Here is a 17,014-nt window from a genome sequence, read left to right on the forward strand (position 1 = left end):
TTTTAAAAGGCTGCGAAAAACGCGGTAGAAAAACTTCAGCGGAGGGCGCCGAAAAGTTCACCCTTCAGGCACCCTCCCCCGTTTTTTTAAACTACTTCAGCGTACTGATTTCCACATCCCAGCGTTCATTAAAGGCGGTCGAAAGATCGCCGATAGACATAACGCGGAATTTGCTTACGTCGAGGTCGCGCAAATCTTCATAGCCGGTTAAGTCCATCTTTGTCGTATCGACAAGCGGAATGGCGGCCATTTTGCGCACGAGCATGGTTTGCGTCTGCTCGCTCAAAATGTAATTGATAAACGCAAAGGCGCCGTCGCTGTTCGAACCGAAATTCGGAACAATCAAGCCCTGAACGGAACCGGTAAAAGAGGGTTCGATCGTGCACATTTTGATGTATTCGGGGACCGTTCCCGCAGCGCGCTGCGAAAGCAGCATATCCGCCCATGCGGGGCACATGTCGATTTCGCCGTTGGAAAGAAGGTCGAGCGTTCCCTGGTTTTTATTGGGATACACAACCGCTCCGCCGGATTTATACATATACGGATGGATTTTCGCCAAATAGCCGAATCCGGGATCCCATTCTTTTGTCCATTTTTCGTCGTCGCTCATCATCGCCGCAGGATCCGAAATAAAGTTGTACACGGCCGTGCGCGCAAACGAATCGCCGGCACCGCCGGTTCCGGGCGTGTTGTAAGAAAAGCGTCCGGGATGATCCATAATCCACTGCGTCAATTCGTCGGTGGTTTTAGGCGGAGTGGGAACCGTTTTGGAATTGTAGGCAAGAACGACGGTCGTTCCGCGGTACGGCTGCAACTTACCCTTTGCCGTCGGCGGCTGAGCGGAAACCCCGGCCGCATTGGGCACCTTGGCCGGATCGATTTTCAAAAAGCCCTGCTCACCGATAAGCGAAACCGTGCGCGACAAATCGTCGCCGCCCAAATCGACCAAATCGTAATCGGTTTTGGTTTGCTTCGCCTTATAGGCCGCCGTAAGCATATCGACCAGAGACTGCGTTCCCGTGCCGCTGAGCATAAAATTCAATTTGATTTCATACTTTCCCGCGTATTCGGAATTCGTGTTGAAATCGGTTGCCAACGCTTCAAATATTTGGCGGACATTGTCCGAACCGGTTGCCCAAAGGTTGACGGTTTTGTTGTCTTTTGCCTGCGCTTTTTTTCCGCACGCAGTAAACAAAAGCGATAACGCGGCGCACACGGAGAGAACCGCGTAAATCCGATTTTTTTTCATGTGTTTGTACTCCTTTTTGTGAAAAAAATCTGAATATGATTTAAATAGTTTAGCACGAGAATTTCTATCGCGCAAGGAAAAAAAATCAGAAATTTGGCTTTTTTTTACTTGACAAAATGGGGGGGGGGGGGGGTAATATAAAAGAAAATCTTCGAAACACAAGAGGAGGAGCTTTAAAGATGAAAAAGTTGTGTACGGCTTTGGCAATATTCTTTTTTGCATTGCCGTTTTGTTTTGCGCAGAACTTTTTGCCGCGCGGAACATACCGTTCTCCTTTCGAAAACGGTATGAACGGTATAACTGCCGAAAAGAAAAGCGGCGGCATAAAAGGCCGACGTTTTCTTACGCCGACCATAGGATACGCAAATCATCTCACATTGGGCAGCAGCAACAGCGCAAATACGCTTTTACTGGGCGCGGATTTTATGTATCGCAGAAATTCGGGCTTTACCCTTTGGTTCAATAACGCCCTTGTCGCAGGGCCTATTGATTATACGGAGAGGGACTACTATGGTTTTAATATGTATAAAAGAACCGGGTTCATCGCCGGTTGGATGGGCGAGCTTCTTTTGGGATATTCAACAATACTGCAAAATCATCAATTCGAATTCGGTGCAGGCTTGCAAACGGCGTATGCCTTTGGATCTGCAATGTTGGCGGAATTAGGCGCACTGGCTTTTCGATTTAATTATACGTATTTTTTGAATGAAAAAACGGGAATAGCGGCTTGCATTACGGACGGAATCGGTCTCGGTATGATAGGAAGATCGGGCGGTTATGACTATATAAATGCCTTCAGCATAAAAGTCGGCCCCGTCTTTAAATTATAATTACTTTAAGAGAATAAGGAGAACTTTGTATGAAAAAATTTTTTAATGTATGTTTTGTTTCGGTTATAGCCGCCTTGATTTTAGCGGCATGTACAAGCGTTTCGCCTACGGTAAGTGAAATAAACAGAATACGCCATGGCGAACCGGCTCTGCCGGAGATCCCGTATGAAGCGTATACGGTTGTCGGCCGCGTAAGCGGTGAAAGTACCGTTTCAAACAGGCGGACATCGGTCGGCTTATTTGAAGGCGACACCGGAAATTACGGCAGCCTCGATACATTCGATGCAATTTATCTTAATATCGGCGAAAAAGCCGCTGTAGCTCCGCAAACACCCTTTGACGCGGCGCTTGCAAATGCCGTATATAAGATGATCGCGCAAGCGGACGAACTGCAAGCCGACGCCATTTTTTTTGTGCGCACAAAAACAAAAATTGCCTCTGAAAACGAAAAACAAACTGTTTCCGTCCAAATACGGGGAATTGCGGTAAAATTAAAGTAAGCGAATCGTGCCTCTTTTACTTTAATATTTGATTAAGGGAACTGTAAAAAAACTGCAAGCCTATCGGCTTATTCTGTAAGGAAATTATTTTAAGAATCAGTTTTTGAACAGTTCCCTTGATTTTTATAATGACCTTTTTTACATACCTTATTTCCGCTTTTTCGAATCGGCGCTTATAAAAATCAGCAGCGCGATTAACAGCAGCGTTAAAAACGCGATATAACCGAGCGTAATGATATCGACACAGTGCGGAAAAAACGGCACCGCAGCGCCCGCACCCAAGGTGCCAAACCCCAAAACGAGTACAAAGCGCGAACTTATAAGATTCAAACGGCGCAAAGCGCGGTGCTCATCGCCGGCCATCGCGGGCGACGAGGTTTTACGCTTTATAAAAATGCGGGCGGCAATGCAAAAAATTCCCGCCGCAATAAAAAGCAAACAAAAAACGACGGTTTTCATATCAGGATAAACGTATTTTGAATTTATTGATTTCGGTCGCAAGCGCTTCAATGCTTTGCTTGTTTTCCGCAGTAATCTCGTTCACTTCCTGCACCGCCTTGGTTATCTGTTCGGAACCGGCCGCTATTTCATTTACGCTGTTCGATATGATTTCGGTCAGATTGCCCAGCTTGGACATTTCGTTTGCTGCGGCATTTCCGCTGCGCAGAATTCCCCCCGAACCTTCTTTTATCGTTACCGTCGCCTCGTTGATGTTCCGGATCGCTTCAAGCACTTCGCGGCTGCCGTTTTCCTGTTCCTGCATCGCTTCGGTTAAACGCGTACTCATATCCTTAACCTGATTCGTCAAACTGAAAATCGTGTTGAATTTTTCCTCGGCGGTTTTCGACGCCGCAGACAAAACTTCTATTTCATTGCCCAATTCTTTAAGCGTTGTCGTTATGGTTTTTCCCTGGGCGCTTGAATCTTCGGCGAGTTTGCGGATTTCGTCGGCAACGACGGCAAAGCCCTTACCCGCCTCACCGGCATGAGCGGCTTCAATGGCGGCATTCATGGCCAAAAGATTCGTTTGGTTTGCAATATGCTGAATAACGCCCGATGCTTCAAGCAAGCCGCCCGATTCTTCGGCTATGCGCTGCGTAATACCGTTTGAATTGACGACGGTGTCGCGCCCGTCGGCGGTGGCGGGCGCAAGCGTTTTGATCACTTCATCGGTTTTGCCGAGCGTTTGACTTATCGAAGCGATATTGCCGGCCATTTGTTCTATAGCCGAAGACGATTGTTCGACGCTTGCGGCCTGCGATTCAATACTGTCGTTCAATTCTTTTATCGTTTCGATAATCCTGTCAACCGTTACCGATGTTTCGCTTACACTTGCCGATTGTTCGGCCGCCTTTTTCGTCATGCTGCCGACATTCGCACCGATTTCTTCAATCGCGCTTGCCGTTTCGGTCATATTCGCGGAAAGCCGTTCTCCGATGCGGCTCATCGATTTCGATTCGCGAATCAATACACCGATCATGGTACAGATATTATCCATTGTCCGGTTAAAATATTCCAAAAGCGTTCCCGTTTCATCATGGGATTTATACTCGATACGTTCGGTAATATCGCCCGAAGCGATTTTTTCAAACAGCGTTTGCAAACGCTTAAAATAATCGAGGAGCCGATTCGACAAAATAAAACCGACGATAAAAACGATTACAAACAGCGCAAAGCCGATAGCTGCCGTATTTTTTACAATACGGAAAAAAGTTTCCTGCACTTCATTTTTCTCGACAAAAACGATCAGCTTCCAGTCAATCCCGCTTACGTCAAACGATTGCGCAAACCAGTGTTTACCGTCCATCGTCAAAGAAATCCTTGCATCATATTCCGTATGCAAATGTTCGAACGCGGGAATTCCCGATTCGCTCAGCAATTTAAAGTTCGCTTCTTCGTGCTTGGGATCGGCCAAAATCGTTCCGTCGCCCTGTACCAGCATAACGTGCCCCGTTTTACCGATGCGGATGTTGCGGATAAACGCAGTCAACTCGTCAAGGCTTACGTCAAGCCCGACACAGCCGATAAACTTGTTTTGTTCCGATTGTACCGAATGAGCGAAACTGATAACGACTTCGCCGCTCGTAGACAAATAGGCCGGCGTTACAACGGTTTTGCCTGCCGCTTCTTTAGCCTGCTTATACCATCCGCGTTCCCGCGGATCATAACCGATTTGATCTTCGCCAGGCCAGGAAGTAACCGAACCGCCCCAAACCGTTCCCATGTAAACTTCCAGCAATTCGGGATAGCTTTTTTGAATGTACTTAAACAGCGCTAAAATCTCACGCCCGCGTTCACTGATCGCCGATCTGCCGTTTGAAGCGGCCGCCGCCTCGCGCGTAAAATTGGGCAGACTGTTGTCGGCAGCTTTAACCGCAGGATACGAAGCCACCATACTCAGCGTGTTTTCATTATTTTTCATAAATATGGAAACGGTTTGATTTGTCGTCGCAACTTGCTGCCGTATAAACTGTTCAAACTGATTTACATTCATTTTGTATATTTGTAAACCGATAACGACGCAAATAAGCGAAATGACCGCAAAAACCGTGAGCATCATCAAAGCGATAAATTTAGTACGAATGGAAAAATGTTTTCGTCGAGCCGTATATTCTCTCATGTCGTAAAAAACTCCTTTTGTTTTATTCTGTGGCAAAATTAAGCCCCGGTAAACAAGGTTGTGCCGCGCCATGCCGACGGGTTGCCCGGCCCGACCCAGCGGTTCAGGGGGAACGAAGCATTCAAACTCGCCTCAATAAATTTCTTTGCAAGCAAAACCGCATCGCGCACCGAAAGCGAACGAGCAAGGCCCGCCGTAATCGCCGCGGCGACCGTACAGCCGGCTCCGTGAGTCCATTCGGTTTTAATTAAGGGACTTTCGATAAATTCGGCACAAACGCCGTCGTACAAAAGATCTACGGCAACGGACGAGCCGGCAAAAGAAGCAAGTTTTGAGCCGCCTTTTATAAAGACGTTCTTTGCGCCCTTGTCCGCAATAATGCGCGCGGCCTTTTCCATCTGCTCCGTCGTTTTTATTTCGCCGACTCCCGCAAGCTGCGATGCTTCAAATAAGTTCGGCGTAACAATCGTGCACAGCGGGAGCAGTTTTTGTTCGATATCGCGATTCAATTCCGGATGCAGCGCTTCGCCCGCCCCCTTGCACACCATAACCGGATCCAAAACATAGGTGCAGTTTTTCGACTGAATGTACTCGCGCGAAAGCTCTATCGCATAGGAGCTGCCGAGCATACCGGTCTTTACCGCATCGGGCCCCACTCCCGTAAAAATCGTTTCCAATTGCGCGCGCAGCACCTTTTCTTCAAGCGGAAAAACCGCGTGCGCCCAATTATTGTGCGGATCCATCGTCGCAATCAATGTTACCGCCGTCATACCGTATACGCCGTATTCTTCAAACGTTTTCAAATCGGCTTCCAAACCGGCGCCGCCCGAAGCATCGGAACCGGCAATAGTCGCTGCTTTAATCATAGCATACCTTCCTTATAGATGACGGCATCCTAACATATTATCGATAAATTTGTAAGAGCGCGCCGATTAGTGATTTTTATACGGGCGTTCCCCCATGGGGTCGGGCTTTCCGTTCCAATGTGCAGCCGCCTTCCTCCGCACCGCTGCACATTTCCACTGCAATCCCTAACGCGGGGACCGCAAAAAAAGTCAATCGGTAAAAAAGGAACTATTTGTTCTTCGATTCTTGTCCTTTAACCCAAAGGTATGTATGCTTAAACTTCAACTATTAAATACCGGAAAGTTTTGCCGTCTTTTTTGTCCGGACCTTCCAAAGGAGGCATCCATTGTATCTTATGGCTTCCTGAAAATTCAACGGACTGACCTTTACGACCTTTCCACTCCGCTTTATATGTTTTGGGAATCAGCTCGGTGCCGTCGCATAAATTAAAGGCTTCCTTGAGTGTACCTTTCCGCGTGGGCTTCCAATACAAATGATCATTTGTAATAAAAATTGCAAAACCTTTTTCGATGTGGAATTTTTTGTTCTTTTCTTCTCTTAAATCTTCCAAACGCTGAACATCTTTGAAAAAATCGAATTTATTGTTGTTGTCGGCACCGTGATTCGGATATTCTCCGCCGGGAACCGCTTTGTTTTTATATTTTAATTCTATGCCTACCTTTTTACCGCCGATTTCGAACATTATATCAATTCTTCTTGTTGAGGATTTCAAATCGCTTTCTACATAAGGCACGCTCCATTCCAAAACGGGGTCAACACCGAATTTTTTAGATAATTCATTCACCAATTTACACTGAATTGAAGCTTCTTTATAATAGCGTTTATTATCTTTTTCAAGCTGACACAAAAATTCCTCCGTGATAATCTCGATTAACTCCTCTTTTACATTTTTAATCGTAAGCGCTTCCATAGATCTACTCCTTAGTATAATTGTATACGCGGTTGTCCGAAAATTTTCGATTTTCAGACAACACCGATGTAACCGGTACCCGGTATTTTAGTTTTTTTACGGAACCTCATCTATCTTATTTTCATCAACACCGCCAGCTATAAGTTTTTGTTTTAAGCCGCTGCCCGTTTTAACCTTGTATCTTGCCGCCGTACAGTTTGTAAAAGCGGAACTACCTATTTCAGTAAGCCGGGTACAGGATGAAAAATCAAAATTGCTTACCTTGTTACAGTCCCGAAAAGCGTTCTTCTTAATTGCTGTAAGTCCCGAAGAAAAACGTACCTGCCCCGTCAACTCCGTACAGCCCTTAAAAGCATAATTATTGATTACAAAAGACTGCGTACAGGCGGAAAAATCAAGACCCGTTATCCCCGTACAGCCGTTAAAAGCATCCACTCCAACCGTTTCAAGTTTTGCAGGTAAGCTTACCGTTCCCGTCAACCCCGTACAGACGGAAAAAGCACCACCGCCTATCGTTTTAAGACTTGCAGGTAAGTTCACACTCGTCAAACTTGTACAGCCGGAAAAAGCATAGGCGGCTATTTCTTCAAGCCCGTCCGAAAAGATAACCGATGTAACTTTCGGTATTCTGCATAACAACTTTGTCTTATCCTTAGTGTAGACGATATTGTCTATCGCGCATAAATGCGCACTTGCAGAATCCACCGTAAGGCTTGTAAGACCTGTACAGCCGTAAAAAGCGGAACTTGCAATCGTTTGAAGACTTGCGGGTAATTGCACTTGCGTTATCTGCGTACAGTTTGCAAAAGCGGCATAACCGATTTCAGTAAGCTGTGTACACTGCGAAAAATCAAACTTGTTTACCTTGTTACAGTCCTGAAAAGCGTTCTTCTTAATTGCTGTAAGTCCCGAAGAAAAACCTACCTGCCCCGTCAACTCCGTACAGCCGGCAAAAGCATAATCATTGATTACAAAAGGCTGCGTACAGGCGGAAAAATCAAGACCCGTTATCCCCGTACAGCCGGCAAAAGCATACTCTCCAACCCTTTCAAGTTTTGCAGGTAAGCTTACTGTTCCCGTCAAACCCGTACAGCCGGCAAAAGCACTGTTGCCTATCGTTTTAAGACTTGCAGGTAAGTTCACACTCGTCAAACTTGTACAGCCGGAAAAAGCATAGGCGGCTATTTCGGTAACTCCTGCGGGAACATTCAGTACGGTCGGGGGTGTTTCCTTCCAGCCTTTAAGTACACCGCCTTCGATCCACAAATTGGGATCGGGCCCGCTTTGTGCTCCCCCCGACGGCCCGCTGTCTATCTTTTGCGGGCAGCCCGTAAACAAAACTGCACCGGCAAACAAAATCGCCGTTATAATTACGGCATATCTTTGTACGGTTTTCATCTTATCCTCCTATCAAAACCGAATGTATATACGTGAAAAAAGTGCACGCTATGCGCGCTATATGTCCGCACGTTTGTGCGGAAGAGAGAACAATTTCGTGAATGTAAGTTTGAATGTGAGTTATAAAAGCTGTATATCCGCGAGTTTCGCCGGCGCAGCCGGCGAAACTCGAAGCATAAAAGCGAGCGGCTCTGCAGCGAGCTTTTATGCAGGTATCGGGTATCGGGTATCGGGTATCGGGTATCGGGTATCGGGTATCGGGTATCGGGTATCGGGTATCGGGTATCGGGTATCGGGTATCGGGTATCGAAGGGCATTATACGGCGCGGTCTCTTTGTGTCAAGAGTTTTTTTCGGGAAAATGCAATTTTTGTGCGGAAGTATGTAAGCTTGCGCCCGTCGTGCAGCCTTCATAAAAAAAGTATAGCACGGTACAGGCGGAATTGACAAGGGTACAACGTCTTGTCCGCCAGCAACCGATCTGCAGGCAGCCATTCTACGGAATGCAAAGATTTTCCGCTTTTACTTCGGTTGCAAGTTCTTCTTTTATTTCCCGAACGATACATTGCTCGGGAGTTTCACCCGCTTACGGTTATTTGTTTCATGTTTCCCTGTTTTTAATCTGAAAGCGTACGCCGTCCATAGCGGCCGATAAGCAGCAATACAAGAGCCGACCCCGTCAGAATACCGTCGCCGATTCCGGACGGCACCAAAAAAATCATTAAAGCGAGCGTGATAACACACATAACAACGGCCAGGTACCAACTCCACAAGCGCTCGCGTCTCAACCCGATCGCGGCGATTATGCGCAATATGCCGAAGATTGCACCGACAGCACCGACCGTTATAAGATTTTCTTTTAGAAACGGCAGAGCAAAAATATGATTTTTGATTTTATCGGACGGCGCAAACGACATTAAACTGCTGAAAGTTTCGATCGCGCCGTGGATGAATAAAACGATTGATGCATAGCGTATATGTTTCATGTTTTTCTCCCCGTCATACTAATATCCGCAAAACAAACGGCGAGCAGTGCACCGCCTATTTTCGGTAATTCAATTTTCTCGTCCATAACAAACCTCTCTTAGTGATAATCCGTAATCTTTACTTCATAAGCTTCATTATACGGAAAAACATAAAAAAGCGCCGATTAGTCCGCTTGCCGCGACTAATCGGCGCCGAGTTTAAAGATGCGCCTTAACGTTCACCGTATTGCAAAGCGCGGCGCGTTTTAATAGGTTCCGTACATGGGGCCGTAGGCTTTGCATGCGCGGAAGTCTTGGCCTTCTTTATCCATGCCGAACGCGTTCCACGACGAGGGGCGGAATATCTTGCATTCGCACACGTTGTGCATGCTGACCGGAATGCGCAAAATGGAGCACAGGGTAATAAGGTCGGCTCCGATATGGCCGTAGCTTATCGCGCCGTGGTTGGCGCCCCAGTTGTTCATAACGTCGTAAGCCGATTTGAAGGCGCCCTTGCCGGTTACGCGCGGAGCGAACCACGTGCACGGCCACGTATAATTCGTGCGCAGCCACAGCTTGTCGGTAACTTCATCCGGCAAAAGCACGGTCCATCCTTCGGCAATTTGAATGACGGGGCCCAAGCCTTTTACAATGTTCAACCGGGTCATCGTTACCGGCATTTCGGCATTGGTTACAAAACGGGACGAAAATCCGCCGCCGCGGAAATAGCCGAAGTCGGCCGCGCACCAGGTCGTCGCCTTAAGACAGGCTTTTTGATCCTCTTCGGTAACTTCCCAAAACGGCTTTATAACGCGGTTACCCTTTTCGTCTTTCATTTCGGCGCTGGCGTCCAAACAGCTTGCCCCGGAATTGATAAGATGCAAAAATCCGCCGGCTTCTTTTGCGGCTCCTTCCAATTCATAGCCTGCGGCCTTTTTAACGGCATCGGCGCTCCAGTACGTTCTCACGTCGGAGAAAATCTGCGAGCGGCCGGTAAGCAGTTTGCCGAAGAGCATGGAAACGCCGTTGAGCGTGTCGTTTTCGGTTGCCAAAACGTACGGCTCGCGCGCGCCTTCCCAGTCGAACGACGAGTTCAGCATAGCTTCGGGGAAGTCACAGTTCGGGTAAAAGTCCGTCCATTGGCGCTGACCTTGGAAACCGCCGGCAATCGCGTTGTGCCCGACCTTTTCTTCCGAGCAGCCCTTGGGCAGGTTTTGATTTCCGTTGTACAAATCTTTGATAATGCACATCATCTTTACGATGAATTCCCAAGATTCGGCCTTTTCTTTGGCGGACTTTTTCATGTTGTCCGGATTCATATCGATGCCTTCGGGGCAGTTTTTCTTTGTCCACGCGAGGGCTTTTTCGTATTCGGCTTTGTCGTACACGCCTTCGGTCATGCGGCGGATTATTTCCACTTCGTCTACCGATTCGACCCTCATGCCCAAATAGCTTTCAAAGAACGACGGATCGACGATCGAACCCGCAATACCCATACAGATCGAACCGATTTGCAGGTAGGATTTTCCGCGCATAGTGGCGGCGGCGACTGCGGCGCGGGCAAAGCGCAGCAGTTTTTCCTGTACGTCGGCGGGAATGTTTTTCGCGTCGGCTTCCTGCACGTCTTTTCCGTAAATACCGAAAGCGGGAAGTCCCTTTTGGGCGTGAGCCGCCAGTACGGCCGCCAAGTACACGGCGCCGGGGCGTTCGGTTCCGTTAAAGCCCCACACGGCCTTTATCGTCATCGGATCCATATCCATGGTTTCCGAACCGTAACACCAGCACGGCGTAACGGTGAGCGTAATGTCTACGCCGGCTTTTTTGAACTTTTCGGCGCAGGCGGCGGCTTCGGCAACGCGGCCGATGGTCGTGTCGGCGATAATTACTTTAACGCTTTCGCCGTTCGTATAGCGTATATGTTTTTTAAAAAGCTTTGCGGCGGCCTTTGCCATGTTCATCGTCTGCTCTTCAAGAGCGGCGCGCACGTTCAAAGGTCCCTGCCTTCCGTCAATTGTAGGTCGAATTCCGATAATGGGATATTCGCCGATAAGTCTGTTTTTTGCCATGTTTTACCTCCTACGGCAATCTATTGTAATCCGATACTATGCAAACACTCATCGTTTGATAAGCGATGTCGGCAGTCTGAGTTTTTTGAACTCCGCTTCGGGATTTTCGATTCGTTCTATTATCATGCGGGCAGCCTGTGTGCCCATATCCTGCATGGGCTGGGCGACAAAATAGCGGCACCACGAAATAAGCGAGGAATAATACACGTCGTCGAAGGCGGCGAACACAATGCTTTTTTGCACGCGTTCGCCTTCTTCCATAACGCGTTTTGCCGCTCCGAGGGTAACCATCAAATTGACGCAAAAATATGCGTCCGGCCGTTCTTTCATCGCAAGCATTGTCTGCATTGCTTTGTAGCCGCCTTCCATGTTTAAACCGGTCGAAGCGGTAAGTTTTTTGTCGCAGGCGATGCGCGCATCCTTTAGCGCCTGTACGTAGCCGGCATAGCGTTCGCGGCTCGTCATCGAACCGCTGTCGCCGCCGAGAAAGGCGATCCGTTTAAAACCGTCGCGGATGAGCGCTTCGACCGCTTTGTACGAACCGCCGGTATTGTCCACCAATACGCAGTCGGTATTAAACGCGTCGAAATTGCGGTCGACCAGCACGAGCGGAATGTCTTCCTGCACCCGCTTAAAATGGCGGTACACGGGACTGACGGGAATCGCGATAATGCCGTCCACAAACTGAGAAGCAAGGTAGTCGAGGCGTTTTTTTTCGACTTCGACGGAATTGTTCGAACAGCACAAAATCATCGAATAACCGGCTTGGTGCAGCACCCGCTCGAAGCATTCGCACAAAAACATAAAAAAATAGTTGGAAAGTTCCGGCGCAATAACGCCGACCGTCTTGCTCTTTCCCATTTTCAAACTGCGCGCCGCAGGGTACAGCCGGTACTTTAAACGGGCGATAGACGTAGTTACCGCGCGCCTTTTTTCGTCGGAAACTTTTAAATCCTTGTTCAATACGCGCGACACCGTTGCCGTTGAAACTCCGGCATCCTGCGCGACATCTTTTATCGTAATCACGTCCGTCTTCCCGTCTGTATTTTTGTTACATCATCCGCGCATCCGAACTAGGCTTTGCGCGCGTTTTTGCGCATATCAAAGTACACGGCGATAATGATGATCGTTCCTTTTACCAAAAGCTGGTAGTACGAATCGATACTCAAATAGGTCATGCCGTAGTTGATTATGCCCATCGTCAAAACGCCGACAAGCATACCGCCCATCGTTCCCACACCTCCGGATTGGGAAATACCGCCGACGGTAACCGCCGCAATCGCATCCAATTCCATTCCTTGACCGGTCAGCGAGTTTGCAAGACCGAGGCGCGAAGCCTGCAAAACGCCGGCTACTCCGTATAAAAAGCCGGCAAGCGCATAAACGACGACGAGGTTCGCTTCGACGTTTATGCCCGCAACGCGCGCCGCCTGCGGGTTTCCGCCGATGGCGTAAAAGTTTGTCCCGAGCCTCGTATGCTTTAGAATGAGCCACACGATAAAGGCCGCGACGGCCACATAAATCACAAGGTTCGGCACCGGCCCGATAAATCCTTGCGCGATCGCTTTGTAATTATCCTTTACGCTTCCGACAACCTTCGCCTGCGTATAAATAAGCTGAATGCCGCGCGCAAGCGACATCGTTCCCAGCGTTGCGATAAAGGGCGGCAGTTTTGCATACGCGACAAGCACGCCGTTAAACGCGCCGAACAGGGTACCGACCGCAATCGCCGTTAGAATCGGCAAAAACAGCGGAAAATTTACGCCCGGATACATTGCCGAACTGTAATCGGGATTTTGCGCAAAAGATGCGGCGATGCTCGTCGTAAGGCAGACCATAAAGCCGATGGAAAGGTCGATGCCGCGCGTTATGATAATCATGCCGACGCCCAATGCCGCAAAAGCGCGCACCGATTCGGCGATGACGAGGTTTTGCAGCGACGTCAGCTGCATGGAGCCTCCGCGCGTTAAAATACCCAACACGATAAATAAAAACACAAAGGTAATATAGTTCGTATATTTGCCGCCGAATTCCTTTATTGTACCGCGGTTTATCGTCAATTTATTCATATTCATTCTCCTGAACCGTTTTTATAAAAAATCGCTTCCGTAAAACGCCGTGCGTCAATCGGAAAATTTCGTGGCCAAACGCATAATCGATTCCTGCGTCGCATCCCGTTTGCCCAACACGCCGGTGAGCCGTCCGTTGCACAGCACCATAATGCGCTGCGACATGCCGATAAGCTCCGGCATTTCCGACGATACCATGATAATCGATTTGCCCTCGCGCACCAAATCGGCCATAATCATATAGATTTCGTATTTAGCGCCCACATCTATACCGCGCGTCGGTTCGTCCATAATGAGGATATCCGGCAGCGTCATAAGCCAGCGGCTTACGATAACCTTTTGCTGGTTGCCGCCGGAAAGATTTTGTATCTGCGTTTCCATCGACGGCGTTTTTGTGCGGAGCAATAGGCTCAACCCGGAGGCCATCTTTTCCACTTCTTTGTGCTTAATAAGACCGAATTTATTCAAATATTTTTTTTCGGTATTCGTCGTAACGGCGGCCATTGCCGTATTTTTCGTAATCGACAGCAAGGGGAAAATGCCCGTACCGCGACGGTCTTCGGTAATGAGTCCGATTTTATTTTTTATCGCATCGCGCGGCGATCTGATTTTTACCTTTTTGCCGTGAACGCTTATTTCGCCGACGACAACGTCGCGCAAGCCGAACAGGGCTTCAACCATCTCCGAGCGCTGAGCGCCGACCAAACCGCCTATGCCCAAAATTTCGGACTTGCGCAAATCGAAGCTGATGTCCTGAAACGAATGAGGATTCGGCGAAGAAAGATGTTCGACGCGCAAGCACACTTCACCCGGTTCCGTGTCGATCGACGGAAAGCGCTGGGTCGTTACGCGGCCGATCATCAAATTGATAAGCCGGTCTTCATTCAATTCGGAAGCCGGATAGGTTCCGACCACCGTTCCGTCGCGCATAACCGTTACCTCGTCGGCTATGCGGAATATTTCGTTCATGCGGTGCGATATATAGATAACTGCGACGCCCTTTGCGCGCAAGTCGTTTACGATTCTGAAAAGGTGCTCAACTTCTTTTTCCGACAGAGAAGAAGTCGGTTCGTCCATAACGACGACGGACGCCCCGTAAGAAACCGCTTTTGCGATTTCGCAGGTTTGCTGCGCCGAAATGGAAAGGTCGCACATTTTGCTCGACGGCGATATCGGCATATTCAGTTCTTTTAAAAGAGTAGCCGTATCTTCGGTCATTTTGCGGTGGTCGAGCAGGGGCAGCGGCCCCTTTTTCAGCGGTTCCCGGCCGAGCCAGATATTTTCGGCGACCGTGCGCTGCGGAACGTTCGACAGTTCCTGATGAATCATCGAAATGCCGGCTTCGAGCGCGTCCTTTGCGTCGCGGAATTTTACCTCTTTACCTTTAAATATGATTTTACCCTTGTCCGGATGATAGATGCCGAAAAGGCATTTCATGAGCGTCGATTTTCCCGCGCCGTTTTCACCCATAAAAGCGTGCACGGTTCCCGGCTTGACATTTATCGATACGTTATCGAGGGCAAGAACGCCGGGAAACTCTTTTGTTATACCCTCCATACGGAGAACATATTCGTCGTTCATTGGAATTCCTGTGGTCTTTTAAAAAAGGGCGGCGGCAAACCGACCGCTTCGTTTCGGCCGGCTTGCTGCCGAACGCTTCGGTTTTCCGGCGCTCGGCAGGCAATTCCGTCCTTCTTTTTTTTTACAATCCGCGTATTACAATTTGCATCCGCGTTATTTTACAATCGGTTTAAAGGGAACCAAAAAGCACTGATCCAAAATGGATGCATCCGTTACCGGATCTTCGCCGGTAACTTCTTTGGCGGCCGACAAACCGTCTTTGGTCGTATAACCGATCGCCGTACCTTTTGTTGCAACCTGATACACCAATTCGAAGGCCGTCGAGGACTGACCGATGGAATCCTGCAAAACGGTCGCGTACATTTTATTTTCGTTCATCGAGCGCACGCCCGTTTCCGTTCCGTCAACACCGAGAACGGGAACTTTAAGTACGGTGCCGTCGCCGTTCGTATCTTTTGTAACGTCGCTCGGATCGTCGGTGTATTTATTGGTCAACATCGATTCGATTGCGCCGAGCGCCATGTCGTCGTTTTGCGCAACGACAACGTTGAATTTGCCGTTGTGCGCGGCAAGCCATGCGTCCATTTTTTGCTGAGCTTCGCCGGCTCCCCAGTTTGCCGTATCTTCGGCAACCATGTTTACCGTATAACCGCGCGATGCAAGACCTTCAAGAACGCCCTTTCTGCGGTTTACTTGTGCCGGATGTCCGAGCTGACCGTTTATGAGCAGCATATTGATTGTCTTTCCGGGCGCCTTATCGGGATAAGTTTTGAAATAATCGTCGATGATTTGAGCCTGAATGTCGCCTGCAACGCTTTCGGGCGACGAAGCGAGGAAAAAGGTTTTGCCCGTTTTTAATGCGGCAACCGAAGGCTGAATGTTTGAAAAAGCCGCGGCTCCACCTTTTGCGCCGATTGCCTTTGCCATTTGTTCGGTTGCAGCCGTATCCTGCGGAACGATGACAAAGTATTTAACGCCCTGCGTTAAAAGCGTGTTCAGCTGATCAAGCTGAGTCGCAACATCGCTGTTGCCGTCGAGCAGTTTCAGTTCGACATTGTTTTCATTTGCCAGTTTTTTTAAGTTGTCGGCATAATCGCGCAAAAACGTTTCATTCAAATTGCGAATAAGGGCGCCCATAACGACCTTTCCGCCCGCAGCGCTTTTCTTTGCGCAGCCCGTCAACACCGTTCCCGCCATAAGAACGGAAAGTGCCAGCACCAAAGCAATTTTTTTCATAAAAACTCCTATTTAATTTATTTTGAGAATGTCCGGAAGCGATCGCCTTCAAACATTCCGTAATACCTACATACTCCAATGACTTGCAACCGGCACAACGCCTTTTTTTATAATAATATTTCCGTATTTTACCGTTTCGCCGCTAACGACTATCGCAAAGGCCGACTTTGAACGCTCATAAAACGCAAAGCGGTCGATGCGCGCAATCGCCGGCGCGTCCGGATAAATGTTTTTTATCGCCTTAAAGTAGGACGCTTCAACGGCCGGGTCGAGCGTGTCGCCCTTTGCCGCATTCATCATAACCAAAGGATCGTTTACATACGGATCTATATTTATAAGGCGCAAAATACCGTCCAACAACGCCGGAATCTTTATACCGTCAGCGCGCAAAACCCGCGCATTGCACGAATCGCCGGGATAAAACGCATCCGACAACACCAATTCATCGCCGTGGCCCATGCGGTGCAAAACGGAAATCAATTCCGGACTTATAACGGGCGAAACTCCGATCAGCATACTTCCTCCATAATATCGAGTTTGTGTAAACGATTACACCGTGTAATCGTTTACATACTCATAATCGCACTGAAATTCGAATCTGTCAAGAAAATTCTTTTGCAAAAATCACACGGAACCGCATGTTTTTGTTCAAAATAATACAGAAGACGATCTGAAATTTGCAGCACGTCGTACATATATATTGCCTCTTTTTGTCGGTTTGAAT

Annotated in this window: 15 protein-coding genes; 2 read left to right on the forward strand and 13 right to left on the reverse strand. The window is 48.5% G+C overall.

What is annotated here, in order from left to right:
• Nucleotides 1–91: 91 nt before the first annotated feature.
• The gene (locus HMPREF9194_RS08590) at nt 92–1,249 is read right to left on the reverse strand and encodes an extracellular solute-binding protein (RefSeq protein WP_016525980.1); all 1,158 of its coding nucleotides are present in this window, start codon (nt 1,247–1,249) and stop codon (nt 92–94) included.
• A gap of 179 nt (nt 1,250–1,428) precedes the next feature.
• Here HMPREF9194_RS08590 and HMPREF9194_RS08595 point away from each other — a divergent pair, with 179 nt between their 5' ends.
• Complete coding sequence (locus HMPREF9194_RS08595) at nt 1,429–2,079, forward strand: DUF2715 domain-containing protein (protein WP_016525981.1); 651 nt, start codon at nt 1,429–1,431, stop codon at nt 2,077–2,079.
• 29 nt (nt 2,080–2,108) lie between these two features.
• Nucleotides 2,109–2,579, forward strand: a complete 471-nt coding sequence (locus tag HMPREF9194_RS08600; RefSeq protein ID WP_016525982.1) for a hypothetical protein — start codon at nt 2,109–2,111, stop codon at nt 2,577–2,579.
• Between the two features lie 147 nt (nt 2,580–2,726).
• Here the strand turns inward: HMPREF9194_RS08600 and HMPREF9194_RS08605 are convergent, their stop codons facing one another.
• From HMPREF9194_RS08605 to fucU, 12 genes are all read right to left on the reverse strand, one after another.
• Nucleotides 2,727–3,038, reverse strand: coding sequence for a hypothetical protein (locus HMPREF9194_RS08605; protein ID WP_016525983.1), 312 nt, complete (start codon nt 3,036–3,038; stop codon nt 2,727–2,729).
• Between the two features lies 1 nt (nt 3,039).
• Complete coding sequence (locus HMPREF9194_RS08610; RefSeq protein ID WP_211209559.1) at nt 3,040–5,073, reverse strand: methyl-accepting chemotaxis protein; 2,034 nt, start codon at nt 5,071–5,073, stop codon at nt 3,040–3,042.
• Between the two features lie 164 nt (nt 5,074–5,237).
• Nucleotides 5,238–6,065: a bifunctional hydroxymethylpyrimidine kinase/phosphomethylpyrimidine kinase gene (gene thiD / locus HMPREF9194_RS08615; protein WP_016525985.1), complete on the reverse strand. Its 828-nt coding sequence runs from the start codon at nt 6,063–6,065 to the stop codon at nt 5,238–5,240.
• 254 nt (nt 6,066–6,319) lie between these two features.
• Entirely contained in the window at nt 6,320–6,976 is a 657-nt protein-coding gene (locus tag HMPREF9194_RS11940) for a hypothetical protein (RefSeq protein WP_016525986.1), read from the reverse strand.
• Nucleotides 6,977–7,072: 96 nt separating this feature from the next.
• Complete coding sequence (locus HMPREF9194_RS11945) at nt 7,073–8,374, reverse strand: leucine-rich repeat domain-containing protein (protein WP_016525987.1); 1,302 nt, start codon at nt 8,372–8,374, stop codon at nt 7,073–7,075.
• Nucleotides 8,375–8,990: 616 nt separating this feature from the next.
• The gene (locus HMPREF9194_RS08640; RefSeq protein WP_016525989.1) at nt 8,991–9,359 is read right to left on the reverse strand and encodes a hypothetical protein; all 369 of its coding nucleotides are present in this window, start codon (nt 9,357–9,359) and stop codon (nt 8,991–8,993) included.
• Nucleotides 9,360–9,604: 245 nt separating this feature from the next.
• On the reverse strand, nt 9,605–11,404 hold the full coding sequence (locus tag HMPREF9194_RS08645; protein WP_016525991.1) for an L-fucose isomerase: 1,800 nt from the start codon (nt 11,402–11,404) through the stop codon (nt 9,605–9,607).
• A gap of 48 nt (nt 11,405–11,452) precedes the next feature.
• Nucleotides 11,453–12,430 carry a LacI family DNA-binding transcriptional regulator gene (locus HMPREF9194_RS08650; protein WP_016525992.1) on the reverse strand — a complete coding sequence of 326 codons (978 nt, stop codon included), beginning with the start codon at nt 12,428–12,430 and terminating at the stop codon, nt 11,453–11,455.
• Between the two features lie 47 nt (nt 12,431–12,477).
• On the reverse strand, nt 12,478–13,473 hold the full coding sequence (locus HMPREF9194_RS08655) for an ABC transporter permease (RefSeq protein ID WP_016525993.1): 996 nt from the start codon (nt 13,471–13,473) through the stop codon (nt 12,478–12,480).
• Between the two features lie 54 nt (nt 13,474–13,527).
• Nucleotides 13,528–15,054, reverse strand: a complete 1,527-nt coding sequence (locus HMPREF9194_RS08660) for a sugar ABC transporter ATP-binding protein (protein WP_016525994.1) — start codon at nt 15,052–15,054, stop codon at nt 13,528–13,530.
• Nucleotides 15,055–15,207: 153 nt separating this feature from the next.
• Entirely contained in the window at nt 15,208–16,290 is a 1,083-nt protein-coding gene (locus tag HMPREF9194_RS08665) for a substrate-binding domain-containing protein (RefSeq protein WP_016525995.1), read from the reverse strand.
• Nucleotides 16,291–16,356: 66 nt separating this feature from the next.
• Entirely contained in the window at nt 16,357–16,806 is a 450-nt protein-coding gene (fucU, locus tag HMPREF9194_RS08670; RefSeq protein WP_016525996.1) for an L-fucose mutarotase, read from the reverse strand.
• Between the last annotated feature and the right edge of the window lie 208 nt (nt 16,807–17,014).

Source organism: Treponema maltophilum ATCC 51939, from assembly GCF_000413055.1.
Classification (GTDB): domain Bacteria; phylum Spirochaetota; class Spirochaetia; order Treponematales; family Treponemataceae; genus Treponema_C; species Treponema_C maltophilum.